General features: G+C 64.7%; 16 protein-coding genes. 12 read left to right on the top strand and 4 right to left on the bottom strand.

The features are described 5' to 3' along the window. The first annotated feature begins 6 nt into the window (after window positions 1-6). Window positions 7-960, top strand: a complete 954-nt coding sequence (gene ligD, locus AB0J29_RS20410; RefSeq protein WP_364788182.1) for a non-homologous end-joining DNA ligase — start codon at window positions 7-9, stop codon at window positions 958-960. A 4-nt stretch (window positions 961-964) separates the two neighbouring features. On the opposite strand, the gene AB0J29_RS20405 is transcribed toward ligD, so the two are convergent. Continuing rightward, window positions 965-1963, bottom strand: coding sequence for a DUF4389 domain-containing protein (locus tag AB0J29_RS20405; RefSeq protein WP_364788179.1), 999 nt, complete (start codon window positions 1961-1963; stop codon window positions 965-967). A gap of 462 nt (window positions 1964-2425) precedes the next feature. On the opposite strand from AB0J29_RS20405, the gene AB0J29_RS20400 reads away from it, so the two are divergent. After that, on the top strand, window positions 2426-3850 hold the full coding sequence (locus AB0J29_RS20400) for an aminotransferase class V-fold PLP-dependent enzyme (protein ID WP_364788176.1): 1425 nt from the start codon (window positions 2426-2428) through the stop codon (window positions 3848-3850). A gap of 10 nt (window positions 3851-3860) precedes the next feature. On the opposite strand, the gene AB0J29_RS20395 is transcribed toward AB0J29_RS20400, so the two are convergent. Both AB0J29_RS20395 and AB0J29_RS20390 read right to left on the bottom strand, forming a co-directional pair. After that, entirely contained in the window at window positions 3861-4781 is a 921-nt protein-coding gene (locus AB0J29_RS20395) for a hypothetical protein (protein WP_364788172.1), read from the bottom strand. Between the two features lie 127 nt (window positions 4782-4908). Beyond that, a complete protein-coding gene (locus AB0J29_RS20390; RefSeq protein WP_364788169.1) occupies window positions 4909-5463 on the bottom strand; it encodes a hypothetical protein in 555 nt (184 codons plus the stop codon). A gap of 117 nt (window positions 5464-5580) precedes the next feature. Between AB0J29_RS20390 and AB0J29_RS20385 the strand changes: the two genes are divergently transcribed. From AB0J29_RS20385 to AB0J29_RS20345, 9 genes are all read left to right on the top strand, one after another. Then, on the top strand, window positions 5581-6930 hold the full coding sequence (locus tag AB0J29_RS20385) for an ATP-grasp domain-containing protein (RefSeq protein WP_364788166.1): 1350 nt from the start codon (window positions 5581-5583) through the stop codon (window positions 6928-6930). Beyond that, window positions 6924-8399 (top strand): pyridoxal-dependent decarboxylase, encoded by a 1476-nt coding sequence (locus AB0J29_RS20380; RefSeq protein ID WP_364788163.1) that lies wholly within the window; start codon window positions 6924-6926, stop codon window positions 8397-8399. Before AB0J29_RS20385 ends, AB0J29_RS20380 begins: the two co-directional genes overlap by 7 nt. 149 nt (window positions 8400-8548) lie before the next feature. Beyond that, window positions 8549-9913: a glutamine synthetase family protein gene (locus AB0J29_RS20375; protein ID WP_364788160.1), complete on the top strand. Its 1365-nt coding sequence runs from the start codon at window positions 8549-8551 to the stop codon at window positions 9911-9913. Next, on the top strand, window positions 9894-10634 hold the full coding sequence (locus AB0J29_RS20370) for a gamma-glutamyl-gamma-aminobutyrate hydrolase family protein (RefSeq protein WP_364788157.1): 741 nt from the start codon (window positions 9894-9896) through the stop codon (window positions 10632-10634). The genes AB0J29_RS20375 and AB0J29_RS20370 overlap by 20 nt, the downstream gene beginning before the upstream one ends. Then, the gene (locus AB0J29_RS20365) at window positions 10634-11989 is read left to right on the top strand and encodes an aldehyde dehydrogenase family protein (protein ID WP_364788415.1); all 1356 of its coding nucleotides are present in this window, start codon (window positions 10634-10636) and stop codon (window positions 11987-11989) included. The genes AB0J29_RS20370 and AB0J29_RS20365 overlap by 1 nt, the downstream gene beginning before the upstream one ends. A 10-nt stretch (window positions 11990-11999) precedes the next feature. After that, entirely contained in the window at window positions 12000-12767 is a 768-nt protein-coding gene (locus AB0J29_RS20360) for a 3-oxoacyl-ACP reductase (protein ID WP_364788154.1), read from the top strand. An 833-nt stretch (window positions 12768-13600) separates the two neighbouring features. Beyond that, on the top strand, window positions 13601-15568 hold the full coding sequence (locus AB0J29_RS20355; protein ID WP_364788151.1) for a TerD family protein: 1968 nt from the start codon (window positions 13601-13603) through the stop codon (window positions 15566-15568). Window positions 15569-15886: 318 nt separating this feature from the next. Further along, window positions 15887-16285, top strand: coding sequence for a hypothetical protein (locus AB0J29_RS20350; RefSeq protein WP_364788148.1), 399 nt, complete (start codon window positions 15887-15889; stop codon window positions 16283-16285). 28 nt (window positions 16286-16313) lie between these two features. Continuing rightward, window positions 16314-16460, top strand: coding sequence for a DUF1059 domain-containing protein (locus AB0J29_RS20345; protein ID WP_063721623.1), 147 nt, complete (start codon window positions 16314-16316; stop codon window positions 16458-16460). Window positions 16461-16531: 71 nt separating this feature from the next. On the opposite strand, the gene AB0J29_RS20340 is transcribed toward AB0J29_RS20345, so the two are convergent. After that, window positions 16532-17251 (bottom strand): SDR family oxidoreductase, encoded by a 720-nt coding sequence (locus AB0J29_RS20340; protein WP_364788145.1) that lies wholly within the window; start codon window positions 17249-17251, stop codon window positions 16532-16534. Window positions 17252-17342: 91 nt separating this feature from the next. On the opposite strand from AB0J29_RS20340, the gene AB0J29_RS20335 reads away from it, so the two are divergent. Beyond that, window positions 17343-17927, top strand: coding sequence for a TetR/AcrR family transcriptional regulator (locus tag AB0J29_RS20335; protein ID WP_364788142.1), 585 nt, complete (start codon window positions 17343-17345; stop codon window positions 17925-17927). The last annotated feature ends 400 nt before the right edge of the window (window positions 17928-18327 follow it).

The raw sequence follows: 18327 nt of genomic DNA, 5'->3' as shown, positions 1-18327 counted from the left end.
TGACCGATGACCAGCGAAGAGGTCCGTGCGGGTGTTCGGCTGACCAATCTCGACGCGCCGCTGTTCGACGGTGCCGACGCGACGAAGCGCGATGTGATCGACTATCTCGAATTCGTCGGTGATCGGCTGGTCGGGCAACTGCGCGACCGTCCGCTCTCGGTGGTACGCATCCGGCCGGGGCAGGAACCGTTCATGCAAAAAAATCTGCCCAAGTACACCCCGGAGTGGGTGCGTCGGGTGAAGGTGTGGGCCGAGACCTCCAAACGTGAAGTGACCTACGCCCTCTGCGATGACGTGCGCACCCTGCTGTGGTTCGGCAATCAGCGCGCGGTCGAATATCACCCGACGCTGTCGCTCGCCGATCACACCGCGGGCCCGACCCATCTCATCCTCGATCTCGATCCGCCTGAGGGCGGCGCCTTCCGGCAGGTCGTGCTGGCCGCCGAGCTGATCAGACAGGCGCTGGCCGACGACGGACTCGCGGGTGCGGTGAAAACCAGCGGCGCCAAGGGCGTGCACGTCTTCGTACCGATCGAGCCGCACATTCCGACCGAGGATGTCGCCGCCGCCACCCGGGCGGTCGCGGCCAGAGCCGAGCGCATCGATCCGGACCTGGCCACTACCGCGTTCATCCGCGAGGACCGGGCGGGCAAGGTCTTTCTGGATTCGACGCGCGCGGGCGGCGCGACCGTCGTCGCGGCCTACAGCCCGCGGGTGCGTCCGGGTGTGCCGGTGTCCTTCCCGATCGAATGGGCTCAGCTCGCCGATATCAGGCCGGGCGATTTCACCGTGCGCACCGCGCCGAATCAGTTGGGCGATCGGGATCCATGGGCGCGGGAGATGCCCGCGCCGCAGGCGTTGCCCGCCGATCTCATCGAGGAGGGCCACACCATCCCGGTGGCCCGGGTCCAAGCGATGCACGAGGGCAAGCGCCGGGCTCGGGCCCGTAGGCAGAGTTAGCTCTTCAGTGCTCGATGACGGTGCGGAAGTGCGCCGCTCCGTGGGTGATCGCGTCGACGGTGACCAAGGTCCGGAACTCGATGCCGTTATCGGTGACCGTGCAGACCTCGGTCGCGCCGATATCGGCGTTGAGGAAGTTGGGGCAGTGCACGTGTTGCGGTGTGTGCCCGATCCAGTCGGTGAGGTCGATGGCGACCTGTCGGGCGGGTTGTGCGCTGGAGATCGCATCGGTGTCGTCGTCATCGTTCCAGCGCACGGTGGTTCGGGCGAAGCTGCCCAGTATGCCGACGATGAGTATGACGATCAGCAGGGTCCGACCGCCGCTGGAGAGCGCCAGCGGGCGGGTAGGCGACTGCGCAGGCGGTGCGGTCATTGCCGGACCGGCAACCGGCGCCCGCTGATCGCCGAAAACGCCCTTCAGGTACGTCGGCGTCAGCAGGTACGTGTAGGTGGATACCCGCATTTCGGTGCGCAGCACCGCCGAGGTGGCCTCGAAGATCGCGCCCGGCATCCGGCCGGTGATCAGGACGATCAGCCACAGAATGAACGAGATGATCGCCCATCCGGAGATGAACCAACTCGACAGCACCAGGATCGGGAATGCCAGGATGAGCCGGAACAGCACCGCGAGTCGGTTCAGCGGCGTCGGCGCGGGGAACAGCAGGCGGACCGGGTAATCCGGTGCGGTCCACGCGAAGGGCGGGTAGTCGTCGACCAGCAACATGAGGTAGCCGTGCACCCGCACGGTGTAGCCGTAGTATCCGCGCAGGAACGCACCGCACCAGTCCGGTAATCGACCGAGCACCAGCGCGCCGAACCAGCCGCAGACGCTCACCACGAAGGCGGCGATGCTCAAGGCCCAGAGCACGATCAGCTGGGGAATGGCCAACAACAGCCGCAACAGAACGGTCCAGCGGCGGTGTTGCTCCGGTGGAAAGACATCCAGTCCGACCGATGCTTCGCCACTGGTCGGCGACCCCTCGTTCATTGCCACGGCGACCACTCACTTCCTTCGTCCAGCGGAATTGTCCAGAACTCGGATGAGCGAGATCGAATGTAGCTCGAAGATTGCTGATAGATCGGTAACCGCGCCGACCTCGGCGGCTTCGGTGGCCGCGGCGGTATCCGGTGAGCTCGCTGTTAAGGGATCTTGAATAGTCGTTTCCGAACAGGCGCCGCCGATGGACGCGGCGCACAATTCCGTTGTCGGAGAGAACAATCCACTCCCGCCGGTACGGGGTCCTCAGTGGCTCGAGTGCGATAGTTGTCAGCGGAGCGGTATCGGATCCTGCGTGACTGGTCGGGGCCGCCGCCCACCGCACGGTCGGGAGAGCGCAGCTCGGTGACGCTCGGTGCACCACCGGACGTACAGTGACCATCATCTGGAACACCGAGAAAGGGCGGATATATGCGAGATGCTCAGCGGTCGCCGGCTCCGGAAGCCGTCGATCCTGCGCCCAGGCATATGACTGCGGATGAGTTTCGGGAATACGGTCGTGCGGTAGTGGATTGGCTTGCGGACTACTGGGACCGAGTGGAGTCCTTACCCGTCCTCGCACAAGTCGCGCCGGGACAGGTGCGAGAGCAACTCCCGGCCCGGGCGCCGGAGCTCGGTGAAGATTTCCGTGCGGTGCTCGAGGACATGGACACGATCGTGGTGCCCGGTCTCACGCACTGGCAACATCCGAGTTTCTTCGCCTACTACCCGAGCAATACCTCAGGACCGGCGGTGCTGGCCGAATTACTCACCGCCGGACTGAATGTGCAGGGGATGATGTGGCAGACCAGCCCGGTATGCACGGAACTGGAGCAGCACGTCCTTGATTGGCTGGCCGGACTGTTGGGGTTGTCCGATCGGTTTCTTTCCACCGGCAGCGGAGGTGGCGTCATTCAGGACACCGCCTCCAGCTCAATACTGGTGGCCCTGCTCGCCGCGCTGCACAGGGCTTCGAGCGGACGGGTCACACGCGACGGTGTGGCAAGCGGTCGGTTTACCGTCTACACATCCGCCGAAGGACATTCGGCATGCGAGAAAGCCGCCCGCGTTGCCGGGCTCGGCGCCGCAGCGCTGCGAACGATCGACACCCGCGCCGACTTCTCGATGGACCCGGACGCACTTCGGAACGCGATGAAAAGCGATATCGCTGCGGGGTATATCCCCGCAATGGTGATGGCGACAATCGGTACGACCTCGACCGGCGCTATCGATCCCGTCCCAGGAATCGGGGCTGCCTGCAAGGAATTCGGTGCCTGGCTGCACGTAGACGCAGCACACGCCGGGGTGGCGGCCATCTGCCCCGAACTGCGCTGGATTCATCACGGCGTCAACGACTATGCGGACTCCTACGCCACCAACCCGCACAAATGGCTGCTCACCACATTCGACTGTGACGCCTGCTATGTAGCCGATCGTGACGCGCTGATCGGCGCCTTGTCCGTTCTGCCGGAATATCTGCGCAACCAGGCCAGCGAGTCGCACGCGGTGGTGGACTATCGAGATTGGGGCGTGCCGCTGGGCCGCCGGTTCCGCGCCCTGAAGCTCTGGTCGGTCATCCGCTGGTACGGCGGGGAAGGTCTTCGCGCGCACATCCGGCACCATGTCGCGCTCGCGCAGCAATTCGCCGAATGGGTTTCCGGCGACAGCCGATTCGAGCTGATGGCGCCACATCCGTTATCGCTGGTGTGTTTCCGATTGCGCGGGCCGGACGAAATGAACCGGCAACTGCTCGAAGCCGTCAATGCAACCGGACGGATCTACCTGTCCCACACCAGAGTTCGGGGAGCATATACGTTACGAATGGCCATCGGCGCGATCTCCACTCGCGACCGGCACGTAGCCGACGCCTGGGATCTGCTCTGCCGCGAAGCCACTCGTCTCCAGACGGGATGAACAACCTTGCCTACGGTTCGAGAAGGCGACATCGCGAACGGGCAAGGCGGGACAGTACCGTCGTCGCGGGTGTAGTGCTGTGTGCGGCCGTCCGCAGACTCGGGCTGTGGTCGCCGTCGAATCGAGCGCAGATACCTTGGTGGGCAAGGTAAACGGAGCGCAATGTGGCACCCAGCGCCTCGCGGTGTTCGGAGAACTCCACCGGCATGGCTTGCAGCGCCGGTCCTACCGATCGCAGCAGTGCGACAAGGTAGGCGTGGTCAGCGGACGCGAGGCCGGTGAATTCTGCCGGCATGGCGGGACGCACCCTCCGGCGGTAGTCGTCGGAGGGGAAGTCGGCGGTGAATCGCAGGCACGCCTCGGATGCGGCCAGCATCGTGGTGCCATAGTCCAGCGCGGTGACCGCGTCACGCCACGCCGCACGTTCTGTGGCGTCCAGAAAACCGCGTAATCCGATGATGACGCATTGGGTGAGGACAAAAAACGCGCGGTGTCCCACTCGCCAGCGCCGGACAGGATCAGCAACGCAGTGCGCGTGTGGCAGCGGAGAATATCGGTAACAGGTGCGCCTGTCGGCAGGCAGCAGGAAGTTCAGCGTGCTGTGTATTCCGGCCGCCAATGGATGCCATTGCACCGGTGCAAGATTCGATCGGGCCGACCGTAGATTGTCGAGCACGCCATGGAAGCCGATGAGGACGCCATAGGCCAGGGTGTCGCGGTCTCGAGTTCTGCGGACTCCGAAGTATGCGTCGTAACGAGCCTGTGCGGTGTCCAGCCGTACAGCAGGGTCGTCGTTGTTCGCCATGATCAGTGGCTGGATATCCCGGAGGTCGGGTAGCGGTACATCCTCGTCGTCCATCGCCTGGCGAAGACACATCGCCAGCTCGGAGCCGATGGCGCTCGGCGCCGAAACCAGACTCTGTTCCTGCATGCCGGGAAGTTCCCGAGGATGCGGAAGGGGAAGGATGGGTAGCAGCACAGCGGACTCCGGGTCACGAGGCGAATGTTCACCGAGGCGTCCGACACATGTCCGCACGCCTCGGGCAAGTGCACAAGGCTCACTTGGTGATCGTGAAGGTTCCTTCGAGCGTCGCGGAGGTCACGCCGAGGCACAGTTGGCCGAAAGGGGTCGCTATGGTGGAACCGATTATGGGGGTCACTGTGTTGGTGTCGGTGGCGGTCTTGCCTTTATAGGGTCCGGTGCTGATCAGGGTCGGGAATTCGCCGCGACGGGATCCGTCGGCTTCGATCTCGGAACTTCCGCTGCTGACTGCGGTGGTGGTGCCATCGGACCAGATAATCGTTCCTGTGCTTTCGTTGTCGGTGGTCGGCTGGCCGCAACTGGCGGTCTCGGTGCCAGCGTCCGTCTCGCTGACGGGGTAGGGCAATCCCTGGTCGACAGCAGGACCGGTGCAGTTGCTGAAGGTGATCGTGTCGGTCCAACCGACCTTTGCGGGTGCGTCACCGATCCCCGCGCCGAGCCAGGTGACGGTTCCTTTCTCGGTGCACGTGAGCAACACGTCATCGGCGCTGGCTGGTCCTGCAAGCGGTATCCCGACGACTGTGGCGAGGAGCGGAACCGACAGGGCCACAGCAAATCTCGAGTTCATCATGGCCGTGAGATTAGCAATGCCCCGTCGCAATCATGGCCGCCGCGACCATGTCCGCTCAATGACATCTCGCGTCGTTGATCCAGAGCCCAGCAAACGGCTCGGATAGAGTCACCGGCCATGACGATCAGCCAGGCAACCGGTGGGCGGGAGATGGTCGAATCCGGCCTTGCCCCACAACGATTCGCGAAGATCGACGGAGTAGGCCTGGACGCGGGCATGGACATGTTGGAAGCAGTCGTCGACGAGATTCATTGGCTGGACCGCTCGCCCTTCCTGGCCGCGTCCGCTCGCCCTTCGTTCCGTGCGGGACGTGGGCCTGAGCTGCATGCCTTTTCACCATTTTCGAACACCGATAAGGATGATCTCGGGACTGCCAGGCGTGCGGTGTGTGTGGCATTCGCCCCCGAACATGGTCCGACGGCCAGTGCGTGGGCTGCGGCCAGGGCCTTGCCGTTGCTTGCGCCCGACCCGGTGGCGTCGGCCTTCGCGGCGGACAAGCTCGACGCATTGGCCGTGTTCCTGGAAGCCGGCATCGAAACACCGGAATTCGTGCGAGTGCCAGCGGACGGCCGTGCCACCGCGCGACGGTACTGGCCCGACGCCTGGGAGGCGGTGGTGGTCCAACGCCGCGAGAACAATCTGATCGGCAGGGGCACTCGTTTGGCGCGGAATCACGATGAGTTGCAGGAGTGTCTCGATGCCTGGGCCGGAAGAGAATTGCGAGTGGGCCGGTACGTGGACGGCCCCTCGGTAACCGTCACCGGGTGCGTCGCCGGGAACGCGACGATCGTAACGGCGGTATCGCATCAGCTGGTGGGCATCCCTGGCTTGACCACCGTCTGGGGTGCCCACTGCGGCAATCAACTCATCGCACCCACCGATCTACCCGACGGCGCCTACGAAGCCATCCGCACGGCTGCGGCTCGCGTGGGCGATCAGCTGCGCCTGCACGGATACCGCGGGGTCTTCGGCTTGGACCTGGTGCTGGAACGGAATCGGCCGTTGGCCATCGAAATCAATCCTCGTTTCCAGACGGTCGTGTCGTTGGTGCAGGCAGTTGAACAGCACGCAGACCTGCTGCCGTGCCTCGGTCTGCATGTGCTCGCGTGTTTGCTGCCCGAACTGCCGGTCCAGACCGTTGTCGCGCCGGTGCCGACGCTCGGCCAGTTGGTTGTGCATGCCCTCCGAGACAGGCAGCTCGGCGCTCTGCCGGAATCTGGAACCTACCGACTGGAACGCGGTGCCCTGGTGCCCGGGGAAAACCGTTGCCTGGCAGATCTTCCGGCTGGTCACGCACTGCTGTGGGCGCAAGCCCAACCCGGAACGGAGGTGGGAGAGGGAGACGAGCTCATCCTGCTGCAACTCGCCGAAGCTGTCGCGGGCCTGCAGGCACATCCGCGACTGACCGCGGCCGGGTCCGACTGGGTGAGCGCCGTGTCTGCCTGCGTCGAGGAATCGTCATGCTGACCCGACCACCGCTGACGTTGCCGGCCGACCAGATGCGTGCGGCGGGCCAACGTGCGATCGAGCTGATCATCGAGCGCATGAGTGAAGGTGAGCTCGGGCCGGTGCTCGTCCGCCGGTCTCGCGATGACCTCGAACAGAACTGGGATGAGCCGATCCCCGAACATGGGCAGGACCTGGTGGGGCTCTTGGAGCGGCTGGCCGGCGACGCTCTGCCTTCCGGTATGCACTCCGACCATCCGCGGTGCTTCGCCTTCGTGCCGACCTCCGGCAACTATCCGGCGGTACTCGCGGACGCGCTGGCGGCGGCTTTTCTGTCGGTTCCCGGGGCCTGGCTGGTCGGCTCCGGACCCACCCAACTGGAGTTGGTCACGCTGCGCTGGTTGCGCGAACTCCTCGGTCTCGACACGTGTTTCGGCGGACTGTTCGTCTCCGGCGGCTCGATCGCCAACCTCACGGCATTGACCGCGGCGCGTGACAGCTTGCTCGGCGGCGATCTCAGCACAGCGCGCGCCTACTGCTCGACCCAGGCTCATCCCTCGATCGCGCGCGCCCTCCACATCATCGGCCTGAAGCGTGACCAACTCGTGGTCCTACCGCCCGACGAGCGGCTCCGACTGGACCCGACGCGATTGGCCGAGCGTATCCGTGCCGACCGCGACGGTGGATGGCGTCCGTTCCTGGTCGTTGCCACAATCGGCACCACCAGTACCGGCGCGGTGGACCCGATCGAGAACCTCGCCGACGTCTGTGGTCGAGAAGGGATGTGGCTGCACGCCGACGGCGCGTTGGGTGCGGTGGCCGCGGCGACCGCTCGCGGCCGCCGCATCCTGGCGGGCCTCAATCGTGTCGATTCGCTGACCCTGGACCCACACAAGTGGCTTTTCCAGCCCTACGAACTCGGATGTGTCCTGCTTCGACGACCCGAGCAGCTGAGGGAGACTTTCGCGATCGCTCGGCACTTTCTCGACAGTGGCTACCTCGCGGTCGCCGAATCCGATGGCAGAGAACCGAATCTATCCGACTACGGCCCGCAGCAGACCCGCGGTCTGCGTGCGCTCAAACTGTGGTTGTCGCTGAAAACCTTTGGCGCGAACGTCTTCCGCGACGCCGTCGACCAAGGAATCACCCTGGCCGAGCACGCGGCCGCATTCATCGGCAACCATCCCGAACTCGAACCGGCCAGCGAGCCGGGGCTGGGGGTCGTCACCTTCCGATATCGCCCGCCCGGCATGCCGCCGGGCACCGGACTCGACTCCTTCCAAGCCGAGCTGGCCCGCACCGTGCTGGAGGCCGGGTTCGCCATGATCACCACTACAGCAGTGCACAACGAGACCGTCCTGCGCATGTGCACCATCAACCCACGAACGAGCGTCCGGCACATCGACAACACCCTCGATCATGTGGTGGAGTGCGGCCGAGTCCTCGCCGCTCGCACTGACCGTTCGGCAGCGAACAACGTGCCGCATTGACATCACGCATTCGGTGTGGAGTCCGGACCTTCGATCTCGCTCATCAGCATCCGTTCAATGCCGAACGGCCATCTGGTTTTGTGTGTCGGGTCACACGCTTGCCCCTTTTGCTCTAGCGTTGGCAATGTTGCTGCCGAGAGGGGTCGTTGATGCGTACGGGGATGCTGGAACTGGCGCAGTTGCGGGCGCTCGTGGAGGCGGGGGAGATCGATACGGTGCTGGTGGCAATGACCGATATGCAGGGCCGTTTGCAGGGAAAACGGTGTGCGGCACGGTTTTTCCTGGACGAGGTGATCGGGCACGCAACGGAGGCGTGCAACTATCTGCTCGCGGTGGATGTCGATATGACGACGGTCGACGGGTATGCGATCTCGTCCTGGGAGACCGGATACGGAGATTTCGTCCTGCGGCCGGATCTGAGCACCCTGCGGCTGGTGCCGTGGCAGCCGGGAACCGCGCTGGTGCTGTGCGATGTCGAGCACGTGGAACCGGCGCGTCAGCCGGTCACGGTATCGCCGCGGCAGATACTGCGGGCGCAATTGGCGCGGCTGGCCGAGCGTGGAGTGCGCGCCTATGTCGGGACCGAACTCGAGTTCCTGATCTTCGACGACAGCTACGAGGATGCGTGGAACTCCGGCTACCGCGATCTGCGGCCCGCGAATCAGTACAACGTGGACTATTCGATGCTGGGGACCGCGCGCGTCGAGCCACTGGTGCGTCGCATTCGCAATGAAATGGCCGGTGCGGGAATGTATGTCGAATCGGCCAAGGGTGAATGCAATCCGGGGCAGCACGAAATCGCGTTCCGCTATGACGAGGCGCTGGTGACCTGCGACAACCACAGCATATACAAGAACGGCGCCAAGGAGATCGCCGCACAGGAGGGCCGCAGTCTCAGCTTCATGGCGAAATACAATGAGCGCGAGGGCAATTCGTGTCATATCCATATCAGTCTGCGCACCGATTCGGGTGCGGCGGTATTCGCGGGTGACGGCCCGGACGGCACCTCTGCATTCATGCGGCACTTTCTCGCCGGGCAACTGGACTGCCTGCGCGAGTTCACCTATCTGCTCGCGCCGAATATCAACTCCTACAAGCGATTCGTCTCGGGCAGTTTCGCGCCCACCGCACTGGCCTGGGGACGTGACAACCGGACCTGTGCGCTGCGCGTGGTGGGCGAGGGGATGTCCCTGCGCATGGAGAACCGGATCCCGGGCGGGGATGTGAATCCCTATCTGGCCGTCGCCGCGACCATTGCCGCCGGATTGCACGGTATCGAGCACGGGCTCCCGCTCGAGCCGGAGTTCCACGGCAATGCCTACCGGTCTCAGCGTCCGCGGGTGCCGCGTACGCTGCGGGAAGCGGCGCAATTGTTCGGCGAGAGCAAGGTGGCACGGACAGCGTTCGGCGATGACGTGGTGGACCATTATCGGAATGCGGCACAGGTCGAGCTGGACGCCTTCGACGCCGCCGTCACCGATTGGGAGCGAATCCGTGGTTTCGAACGGCTCTGAGGAGATCCGTCCGGTTATCGGCTTGCCGACCTACCTGGAGCAGGCCCGATTCGGCGCCTGGGAGGTACCGAGCGCGGTGCTGCCGCACAATTACGTGCAGATGGTGGAGCGCGCGGGCGGCATCCCGGTGCTGCTGCCGCCCACTGGCGTGGCCCGTGCGGAACTGGTGGATCGGCTCGACGGACTGGTGCTGACCGGCGGCGCCGATGTCGATCCGGCGCGTTACGGTGCGCCGCCGGATGCGGCGCTCGGACCACTGCGAGCCGACCGCGACGATTCCGAATTCGAGCTACTGGCCTTGGCACGCGCTGCCGGTTTGCCGATCCTCGCGATCTGTCGCGGGTTGCAGCTGGTCAATGTCGCGCTCGGCGGCACCTTGATCCAGCATCTGCCGGATCTGCTCGGCCACGACGACCATTCCGGTACGCCGGGCGGCTTCCACCCGAACCGGGTTACGACCGTCCCGGACAGCCGGGTCGCCACCATCACCGGATCGGAGCTTCCGGTGCATTGCCACCACCACCAGGCCGTCGCCATCCTGGCGGAGGGCCTGGTCGCGACCGCGCATGCGGCGGACGGCACGATCGAGGCGGCGGAGGCGACGGACGGTCCGTTCCTGGTCGGTGTGCAATGGCATCCTGAGGCTGATGCGACCGATACGCGGCTGATGCGCGCACTGGTCGAGGCGGCGGGCACCTATCGAAAGGAACGGAATTCGTGATGACAACGCAGGTGGTCAACCCGGCGACCGAGCAGGTCGTCACGACACTCGAACTGGTCGGCGCGGCCGAGACCGATGTGGCCATCGAGCGGGCGCAGCGGGCCGCGGCCGATTGGCGCGCGGTCGCGCCGGGGGACCGGGCTCGGCTCCTGCGTCGGTTTGCCGAGGCCGTCGATGCGAATCTCGAGCAGCTGGCCCAGCTCGAGGTCGCCAATGCCGGACACACCATCGGCAATGCGCGCTGGGAGGCGGGCAATGTCCGCGATGTGCTGCATTTCGCCGCCGGGATTCCGGAACGCCTGCTGGGCAACCAGATTCCGGTCGCGGGCGGGGTGGATATCACCTTCCATGAACCGCTCGGCGTGGTCGGGGTGATCGTGCCGTGGAACTTCCCGATGCCGATCGCGGCGTGGGGGTTCGGGCCCGCACTGGCCGCCGGGAATACGGTGGTGCTCAAGCCCGCCGAGCTGACACCGCTCACCGCGATCCGGTTGGGTGAGCTCGCGCTCGAAGCCGGCGTGCCGGACGGGGTTTTCCAGGTGCTGCCCGGCAAGGGGTCGGTGGTGGGGCAGCGGTTCGTGACTCATCCCGCCGTTCGGAAGGTGGTCTTCACCGGGTCCACCGAGGTGGGCAAGGAGATCATGGCCGGATGTGCGCGCCAGGTGAAGCGGGTGACGCTCGAATTGGGTGGTAAGAGCGCGAATATCGTTTTTGCCGACGCCGATCTGGAGCGTGCGGCGGCGACCGCGCCCTACGGAGTTTTCGACAATGCCGGGCAAGATTGCTGTGCGCGGTCGCGGATTCTGGTGCAGCGCAGTGTTTTCGACCGATTCCTGGAATTGCTGGAACCTGCCGTGCGCGGTGTGCGAGTCGGCGATCCTGCGGAAGAATCCACCGAAATGGGGCCGCTGATTTCGGCCGCGCATCGGGCGCGGGTGGCCTCGTTCGTCGAGCCGTCGACCAAGGTCGCGTTCACCGGAACGCAGCCCGACGGGCCCGGATTCTGGTATCCGCCAACGGTTGTACTGCCCGACGCGCCATCGGATCGGGTGCTCACCGAGGAAGTGTTCGGGCCGGTGGTCGCGGTGGTTCCGTTCGAGGACGAGGCCGATGCCATCCGCATTGCCAATGACACCGAATACGGTCTGTCCGGCTCCATCTGGACCAATGATGTCGGTCGCGCGCTGCGGGTATCGCGCGGTGTGGAAGCCGGGAATCTGTCGGTGAATTCGCATTCCTCGGTGCGGTATTGGACGCCGTTCGGCGGATTCAAACAGTCCGGGCTCGGGCGTGAACTCGGACCCGATGCGGCACTTGCCTTTACCGAGACCAAGAACGTCTTCATCGCCACCTAGTTAAGGAGATGTGTTGCAGCGCTTACAGGATCGAGTCGCGGTCGTCACCGGTGGCGGGAGCGGTATCGGCCTCGCCACCGTTCGCCGGTTCGCGGCGGAGGGTGCGAAGGTCGTCGTCGCCGATATCGATGCCGCCGCGGGCGAGGCCGCGGCCAGCGCGGTGGGTGGCCTGTTCGTGAAGGTGGACGTCACCGACGAGGCGCAGGTCGAGGCCATGTTCCAGACCGCCGTCGACGCCTACGGTGGCCTCGATATCGCCTTCAACAATGCCGGAATCTCACCGCCGGAAGACGATTCGATTCTGACCACCGGCATCGAGGCCTGGCGTCGGGTGCAGGAGGTCAATCTGACCTCGGTGTATCTGTGCAGCAAGTACGCCATCAACCATATGTTGGAGCGGGGAAAGGGTTCGGTGATCAATACCGCGTCGTTTGTCGCGGTCATGGGCGCGGCGACCTCGCAGATCTCCTACACCGCATCCAAGGGCGGTGTGCTCGCGATGAGCCGCGAACTCGGAGTGCAGTTCGCGCGCAACGGCATTCGGGTCAACGCGCTGTGCCCGGGACCGGTGAACACGCCGCTGCTGCAAGAGCTGTTCGCGAAGGATCCGGAACGTGCCGCGCGCCGCTTGGTACACATCCCCATCGGACGCTTCGCCGAGCCGGAGGAGATCGCCGCGGCCGTCGCATTTCTCGCCAGCGACGACTCCTCGTTCATCACCGCATCACAGTTCCTGGTGGACGGTGGCATCTCCGGCGCGTACGTCACGCCGTTGTGAAGGTACGGTTGATTCGGGCGGATTGCTGAGCGGTAAGCCAGGATTCGCCATACGTCGCCGATCAGAGGGAGGCTCGTGAGATGAGTACGGAAGATGGGCGATCGCCCGGGCTGTTCAGTGATGCCACGTCGGCAGAAGCATCGTTCCAAACCACTGCTTCATCGGCAGGAAGTGGTGGCGGCGCGGATTTCCGCCCAGTGTTCAGCCGCAGTGACGGCAGCGCCCCCGGTTCGTATCCGCAGCTGGATCAAGGAAATTGAGCACGCTACGTCGACAGCGATAGCCAGGGCATGGGTAGCGCCACGGCGTTATCCATGCCCATATGGTCGACAACGGGTAGCCCTCGAGCTTGCAATTATCGGGTACGTCCCGGGAGGAGGCGTTCGGTGATGGCGTCATGACCATCCCCTGGGCCCCTTGTGGTGGCATTTGCTCCACGACCCCGAACTCTTCTAACCCGGCTACGACGCCGCCTTCGACCGCCGCGAAACCATCCGCGCCTACCCCGGCATCCTCATCTGCGCCGTCTGTATAGCCATCGGCCTCTGCTGGCCCGTAGCCGCTCTGATCCGCTACCTACTGACAGCCATCTTCTACGCCTTCACCAGCCAAGGTTGGGCGAAGCAGGCCGCCGAGGACGTCGATTAGGTTCCACCGCTCCAAAGCCGTTGATACGCAGGCGATGCATCTTGTGGCGGATGTAACACCGAGCTGGTGTGGGTCGACTACCACTGCGTCGCCGTCCGCATAGCGGGCGTTGGGGTCAGCATTCCTTGGGGCTGGGCCGGATCTCTGCGACTGTGCGTACCGAACCGTGACAAGGGGTGAGTGTTGTGACGTCTCCGATACTGGCCAAGGGCCAGAATGTGCCGCTACCGGACGATGTGATCCGCATCGATGTGGTGATCGGGTGGACCGAGTCGGAGGTCGAGGTCGACGCATCCGCGCTGCTGTTGGGGATCGACGGAAAAGTCGGCTGCGATGGCGATTTCGTCTTTTACAACCAGCCGGAATCACCGGACGGTTCGGTACGGTTCCTAGGTACCAGCGCGACCGCGGAGGGGGCCCAGGCCAGGATCGCGATCGATCTGTCGGCGGTGCCCGAGCAGGTGCATGCGGTCGCACTCGTCGGCAGCGTCGGCGTCGGGACATTCGGTGATCTCGGCAAATTGGCGCTGCGCGTCGTCGATTCGGCGGGGCATTCGCTGGCCGAGTACACCACCGCCGATGCCACTACGGAATCGGCGTTCGTCTTCGGTGAGGTGTACCGCCGTGGAAGCGCATGGAAGGTGCGGGCAGTCGGTCAGGGCTGGGAGTCCGGATTGGCGGGTCTCGCAACGGATTTCGGTGTAGACGTGGACGACGATGCCGAAGCGAGCGACTCCCCGACGAATGATGAACCCGTCGCACCCGCTCCTATTGTTGCCACGTCCGAACCCCCCAATAGTCCCAAGCAGGCGCGGACCCACGGCGTTCGCACAGTCAAGCGAACCTTGAAGAAAGCCAAACAGATCGAGTTCAAACTCGCAGAACTCGACAGCTGGCAGCCAGCCCGGCTGTTTCCGGTGATGGCTGGTAGCGGAGATGAGCAGGAGCGGCGCGCGACCTCGGCCCTGGTCGCCACCATGCAGGCGGTTCGGCCCTTCGCGCGGGCAGTATGCGCGCGGATGGGGGCTCCGGCGGGCACTTTCGAGGGGTATGTCGAGGTGCAGTACGAACTGGGTGAGTCGAAGGTCATCCCGGACGCGGTCCTGAAGATGTCGCGAGGGAGCCGGGTGTGGACCGCGCTGCTCGAGGTCAAGACCAGCAATGGCAAGCTCCGCCGTGATCAGCTCGAGAACTATCTCGATGTGGCGCGCAAGAAGAAGTACGACGTGGTGGTCAGCCTGTCGAACGACGTCCCCGCCGGTCCTGGCGAACTTCCCGTCGAGGTCGACCGTCGCAAGCTCGCCAAGGTCGCACTGCGTCACCTGTCCTGGGCGGAGGTCGCGCACGAGGCGCGAATGTTGCTCTCGCACGGCGGTATCGACGACGACTTGCACGCCTGGATTCTCCGCGAGTTCGTGCGCTACCTCGACCACCCGCGGTCCGGCGTTACGGAGTTCGTCGATATGGGGCGGCATTGGGTTGCCGTGCGCGATGCTGTGACCGCCGGTATTTTGCGCGCCGGCGACCAAAAGGCTGTGACCGTCGCCGATAAATGGGCGTCGCTGTCGCGCCACCTCGCGTTGCGTATGACCGCCGCGATCGGTGTCACCGTCAAACACATCCTGCCCCGTCGACACCAGTCCGACCCGGTCGCTCGTAGCACCGCCTTCGTGGAACGACTCGCCGCCGATGGCACATTCGAAGCCGTGCTGCGGATTCCCGATGCCGCAGGGGATCTGGTTGTGGTTGCGGACCTGCGTACCAACCGGATTCGCTGCCGCACCGCCGTCGACGCGCCGAATGAGGGCACCGCGGGCCGCCGGTTGTCCTGGTTGCTCAGACAACTCGCGGACGCACCGGGCGATGTCCAAGTAGAAGCGGTGTTCTCGGAGCGGGGCAACGAAGCATGCGAACACCTCGACCGCGTCCGTGCGGATCAGAAGGTGCTGACGACCGGCCGCACCGGGGCGATCGTGGCCTTCTCCCTGGAGCAAGCATTTCCCATGGGCAACCGCCGGTCCGGGACTGCGGCGAGCTTCATCGCCAGCGTGACCGCCGCGACCGACGCCTTCTACGGATCGGTCGTGCAGCCCTTGCGCGGCTGGGTCCACGCCGCCCCGAAACAACCTGAAGCGCCGACCGATGCCGAATAAGCCCAACCGCGAGCGGATCGTCACACCCGGCGAGCCCGATGACGACGATCTGTATTTCCAGGAGCGCAACCAGCGCGGATGGCTCGTGTGAAGCAAGACGTCAGGGTCGCCATTCGGCGCAACAGCGGTTCGATGACCGCGTTGGAGTCCCGCTGGCGTTCCGGTCTGACCGCCGAGCCCGGCTATATGGCTTTGGAATTGTGCCGACCACTGCCGGCGGTGTGTAGTCGGCACGGACGACCAGAAGTCGAACGCCGTCACGGTGTAGCGCGATTTCACCAGGCTTCCAAAGGACGTGTACAGAGCACCATCGGCTCGGTGTTTCTGTGGGGTCTCCTGGATTACCGGTCCGGGCCGCGAACCAACACCGAACTCCACGGCGACTGGTCGGTGTGCAAACTGTGCGCCTGGCAGCGACGAGTACTCCACTCGATCAGCCTGTCCATCGTATTCAGCGGTGTCGCCGCGATCATCGTGTTGTGCCTGGCAGCTCAGGCCGGAGTCGTTACCTCGATAGCAATGCCCGTTGTCCTCGTCTTCTTCCCCGGCTGGCTCCCGGGAGCCCTCATACTGGCCATCTCTGCGGCAGGCCGGGCAACCAGATACGTCCGGATTCGTCCCATCGTCGATGCAGCGACAGTTGTCATTCGCGGCCACCCGATCTTCGCCGCCGCCGTGGCCGCCCAGGACGTCAGTACCGAGGGTCCGCGTGCATAGACTGGCGGGCGAGAAGGAAGGACCGCTGATGAAGCGAAATCTGAACTGCCCCTGCGGCGAACAGATCGTCGGGACTGATGAGGACGACCTGGTCGAGAAGACCAAGGCGCATCTGGCCGAGAACCACCCGGGGCACGACTATTCCCGGGACGAAATTCTGTTCATCGCGTACTGATGCGCCAACCGGCTTTTCGTCACCCGTACCCGGGCGTCCCGGTGCTGTGACGAAAAGCCGTGTGGGGTGGGTTATTTGGGGGAACCGAGGCGAGCGCCGCCGTCCACGCGAAGCACCACACCGGTGGTGAAGGTGTTGTCGGTGAGGAATTCGATGGCCTTGGCGATATCGTCCGCGCTGCCGATCCGGCCGACCGGGGTTTGCGCCGCGATTCCGGCGAGCACTTCGGCGCGGGCGCCTTCGGGGAGGAAGTTCCACCATTCGGTGTCGATCACACCGGGGGATACGGCGTTCACGCGCACGGGTGCCAGTTCGACCGCGAGCACGGGGACGATGGCCTCTACACCGGCATTGACGGCGGCCAGTGCGGCTGTTGTCGGCATGGCGCCGCCCGCGGATGCGGCGGAGATCAGTGTGATGGATCCGTCGTGCGCGAGCTGGGGCAGCGCCGCCTGAATGGTGGCGACGTGCGGTAACAGTTTGCCCGAGACGTGGGCCTGTAGATGGTCCAGGCCGAGTTCGCGGAATGGGGTGGTGCCCGAAGGTCCGGTCACGGTCACGACCACATGGTCGACCGGACCGACCTCTGAAAACAGTTGTGCCAGTTCATTTTCGGCACGAGCGTCCACGACCCTGCCGGTGACCTGCGGGCTCAGGTCGGCCAGTGCGGCGGCGAGTCGTTCTTCGTTGCGTCCGGCGATGACGACCTCCGCGCCGTTCTTGGCGAGTCGGCGAGCGGTCGCCAGGCCGATGCCAGAGGTTCCACCAACGATGACGACTTTGTTGCTCACAAGATCCTCCTGAAGTTCGAGCCACGATGATTTTCGAACCATCGTGCCTCGTTAATATATTCGAGGCACAGTGTCTTGTAAAGTGGGCCGCATGACAGGAACCCGGGGGCGACCCCGCAGCGAGGACGCCAGGCGCGCCATCCTGCATACGGCGCTGGAACTCTGCGAGCGGGACGGCTACCAAGACCTGACGATCAAGGCCATTGCGGATGGGGCGGGCGTTGGGCGGCAGACGGTCTACCGCTGGTGGCCGGATAAGGCGTCGATCCTGATCGAGGCGTTGATCGGTTTGGCCGAAGAGCATGCGGCATTGCGGGTTCCGGATGACTCGGTGGATGTGCTCGTCGCGGTGGAGCGGCTGCTCACGGCCACTTTCCAACTCGCGCAGCAAATGACGGGTCAGGCATTGGTCGGTCTGATGGCGGACGCGCAGCGCGATCGAGCCCTGTCCGAACGATTGCAGGTCACCGTGATCGGCCCGCGACGAGCGACACTGCGCGCACTGCTCCAGCGTGGTGTCGACGCCGGCGAACTGGCTCCGGCGGTCCCGCTGGATCTTGTCGTCGATTTCGCCTTCGGTGCGATGTGGTACCGACTGCTCAGTCACCACGCGCCGGTGAACGCCGTGCTGGCCACGGACGTCACGAGCAGCATCGCGACCATGCTCGCGCCATGAGACCCAGATTTAACGGGGCGTAACCGGAGCGAACCCTCGTGTGATGACACTAGGTGCAGCAGTGTGACGCGAGACGCTTTACGCCACGGACACTTCGATGACCCGATGAGCCCCGAACGGTTGGGCCCCATCAACTCGCAACAATTGATACGCGAGCTCACCAGTAGCAACCCCGTAACCTGCCGGAGGTCCTGAGCGCGCTGGGCTGAGCACATCGGGCGAGCCTGGCGGTGGGTGCTCAGCGTTGGATCAACAGGGCGGTCGGGTTGAGTACGACCCACTCCTTATTCGAGAAGGTATCGGATCGGAATTTTTCAAGCTGAATGAGACCGGTGGGTGTGTTATGCGGCTGTCGTATCGGTCTCCTGGGCGGGCTGGTTGATCCAGGCGGTGTCGGGGA

The sequence above is a fragment of the Nocardia sp. NPDC049707 genome (assembly GCF_040674855.1).
Lineage (GTDB): Bacteria > Actinomycetota > Actinomycetes > Mycobacteriales > Mycobacteriaceae > Nocardia.
The sequence above is the reverse complement of the archived record's forward strand: the minus strand, read 5'-3'. Positions and strand labels throughout refer to the sequence as shown.

What these genes read in the sequence shown, in the direction of transcription:
- AB0J29_RS20335 (WP_364788142.1), top strand. Translation starts at nt 17,343, where the DNA reads ATGACAGGAACCCGGGGGCGACCCCGCAGCGAGGACGCCAGGCGCGCC.
- AB0J29_RS20365 (WP_364788415.1), top strand. Translation starts at nt 10,634, where the DNA reads ATGACAACGCAGGTGGTCAACCCGGCGACCGAGCAGGTCGTCACGACA.
- AB0J29_RS20395 (WP_364788172.1), bottom strand. Translation starts at nt 4,781, where the DNA reads ATGCAGGAACAGAGTCTGGTTTCGGCGCCGAGCGCCATCGGCTCCGAG.
- AB0J29_RS20400 (WP_364788176.1), top strand. Translation starts at nt 2,426, where the DNA reads ATGACTGCGGATGAGTTTCGGGAATACGGTCGTGCGGTAGTGGATTGG.
- AB0J29_RS20375 (WP_364788160.1), top strand. Translation starts at nt 8,549, where the DNA reads ATGCGTACGGGGATGCTGGAACTGGCGCAGTTGCGGGCGCTCGTGGAG.
- AB0J29_RS20390 (WP_364788169.1), bottom strand. Translation starts at nt 5,463, where the DNA reads ATGATGAACTCGAGATTTGCTGTGGCCCTGTCGGTTCCGCTCCTCGCC.
- AB0J29_RS20380 (WP_364788163.1), top strand. Translation starts at nt 6,924, where the DNA reads ATGCTGACCCGACCACCGCTGACGTTGCCGGCCGACCAGATGCGTGCG.
- AB0J29_RS20345 (WP_063721623.1), top strand. Translation starts at nt 16,314, where the DNA reads ATGAAGCGAAATCTGAACTGCCCCTGCGGCGAACAGATCGTCGGGACT.
- ligD (WP_364788182.1), top strand. Translation starts at nt 7, where the DNA reads ATGACCAGCGAAGAGGTCCGTGCGGGTGTTCGGCTGACCAATCTCGAC.
- AB0J29_RS20385 (WP_364788166.1), top strand. Translation starts at nt 5,581, where the DNA reads ATGACGATCAGCCAGGCAACCGGTGGGCGGGAGATGGTCGAATCCGGC.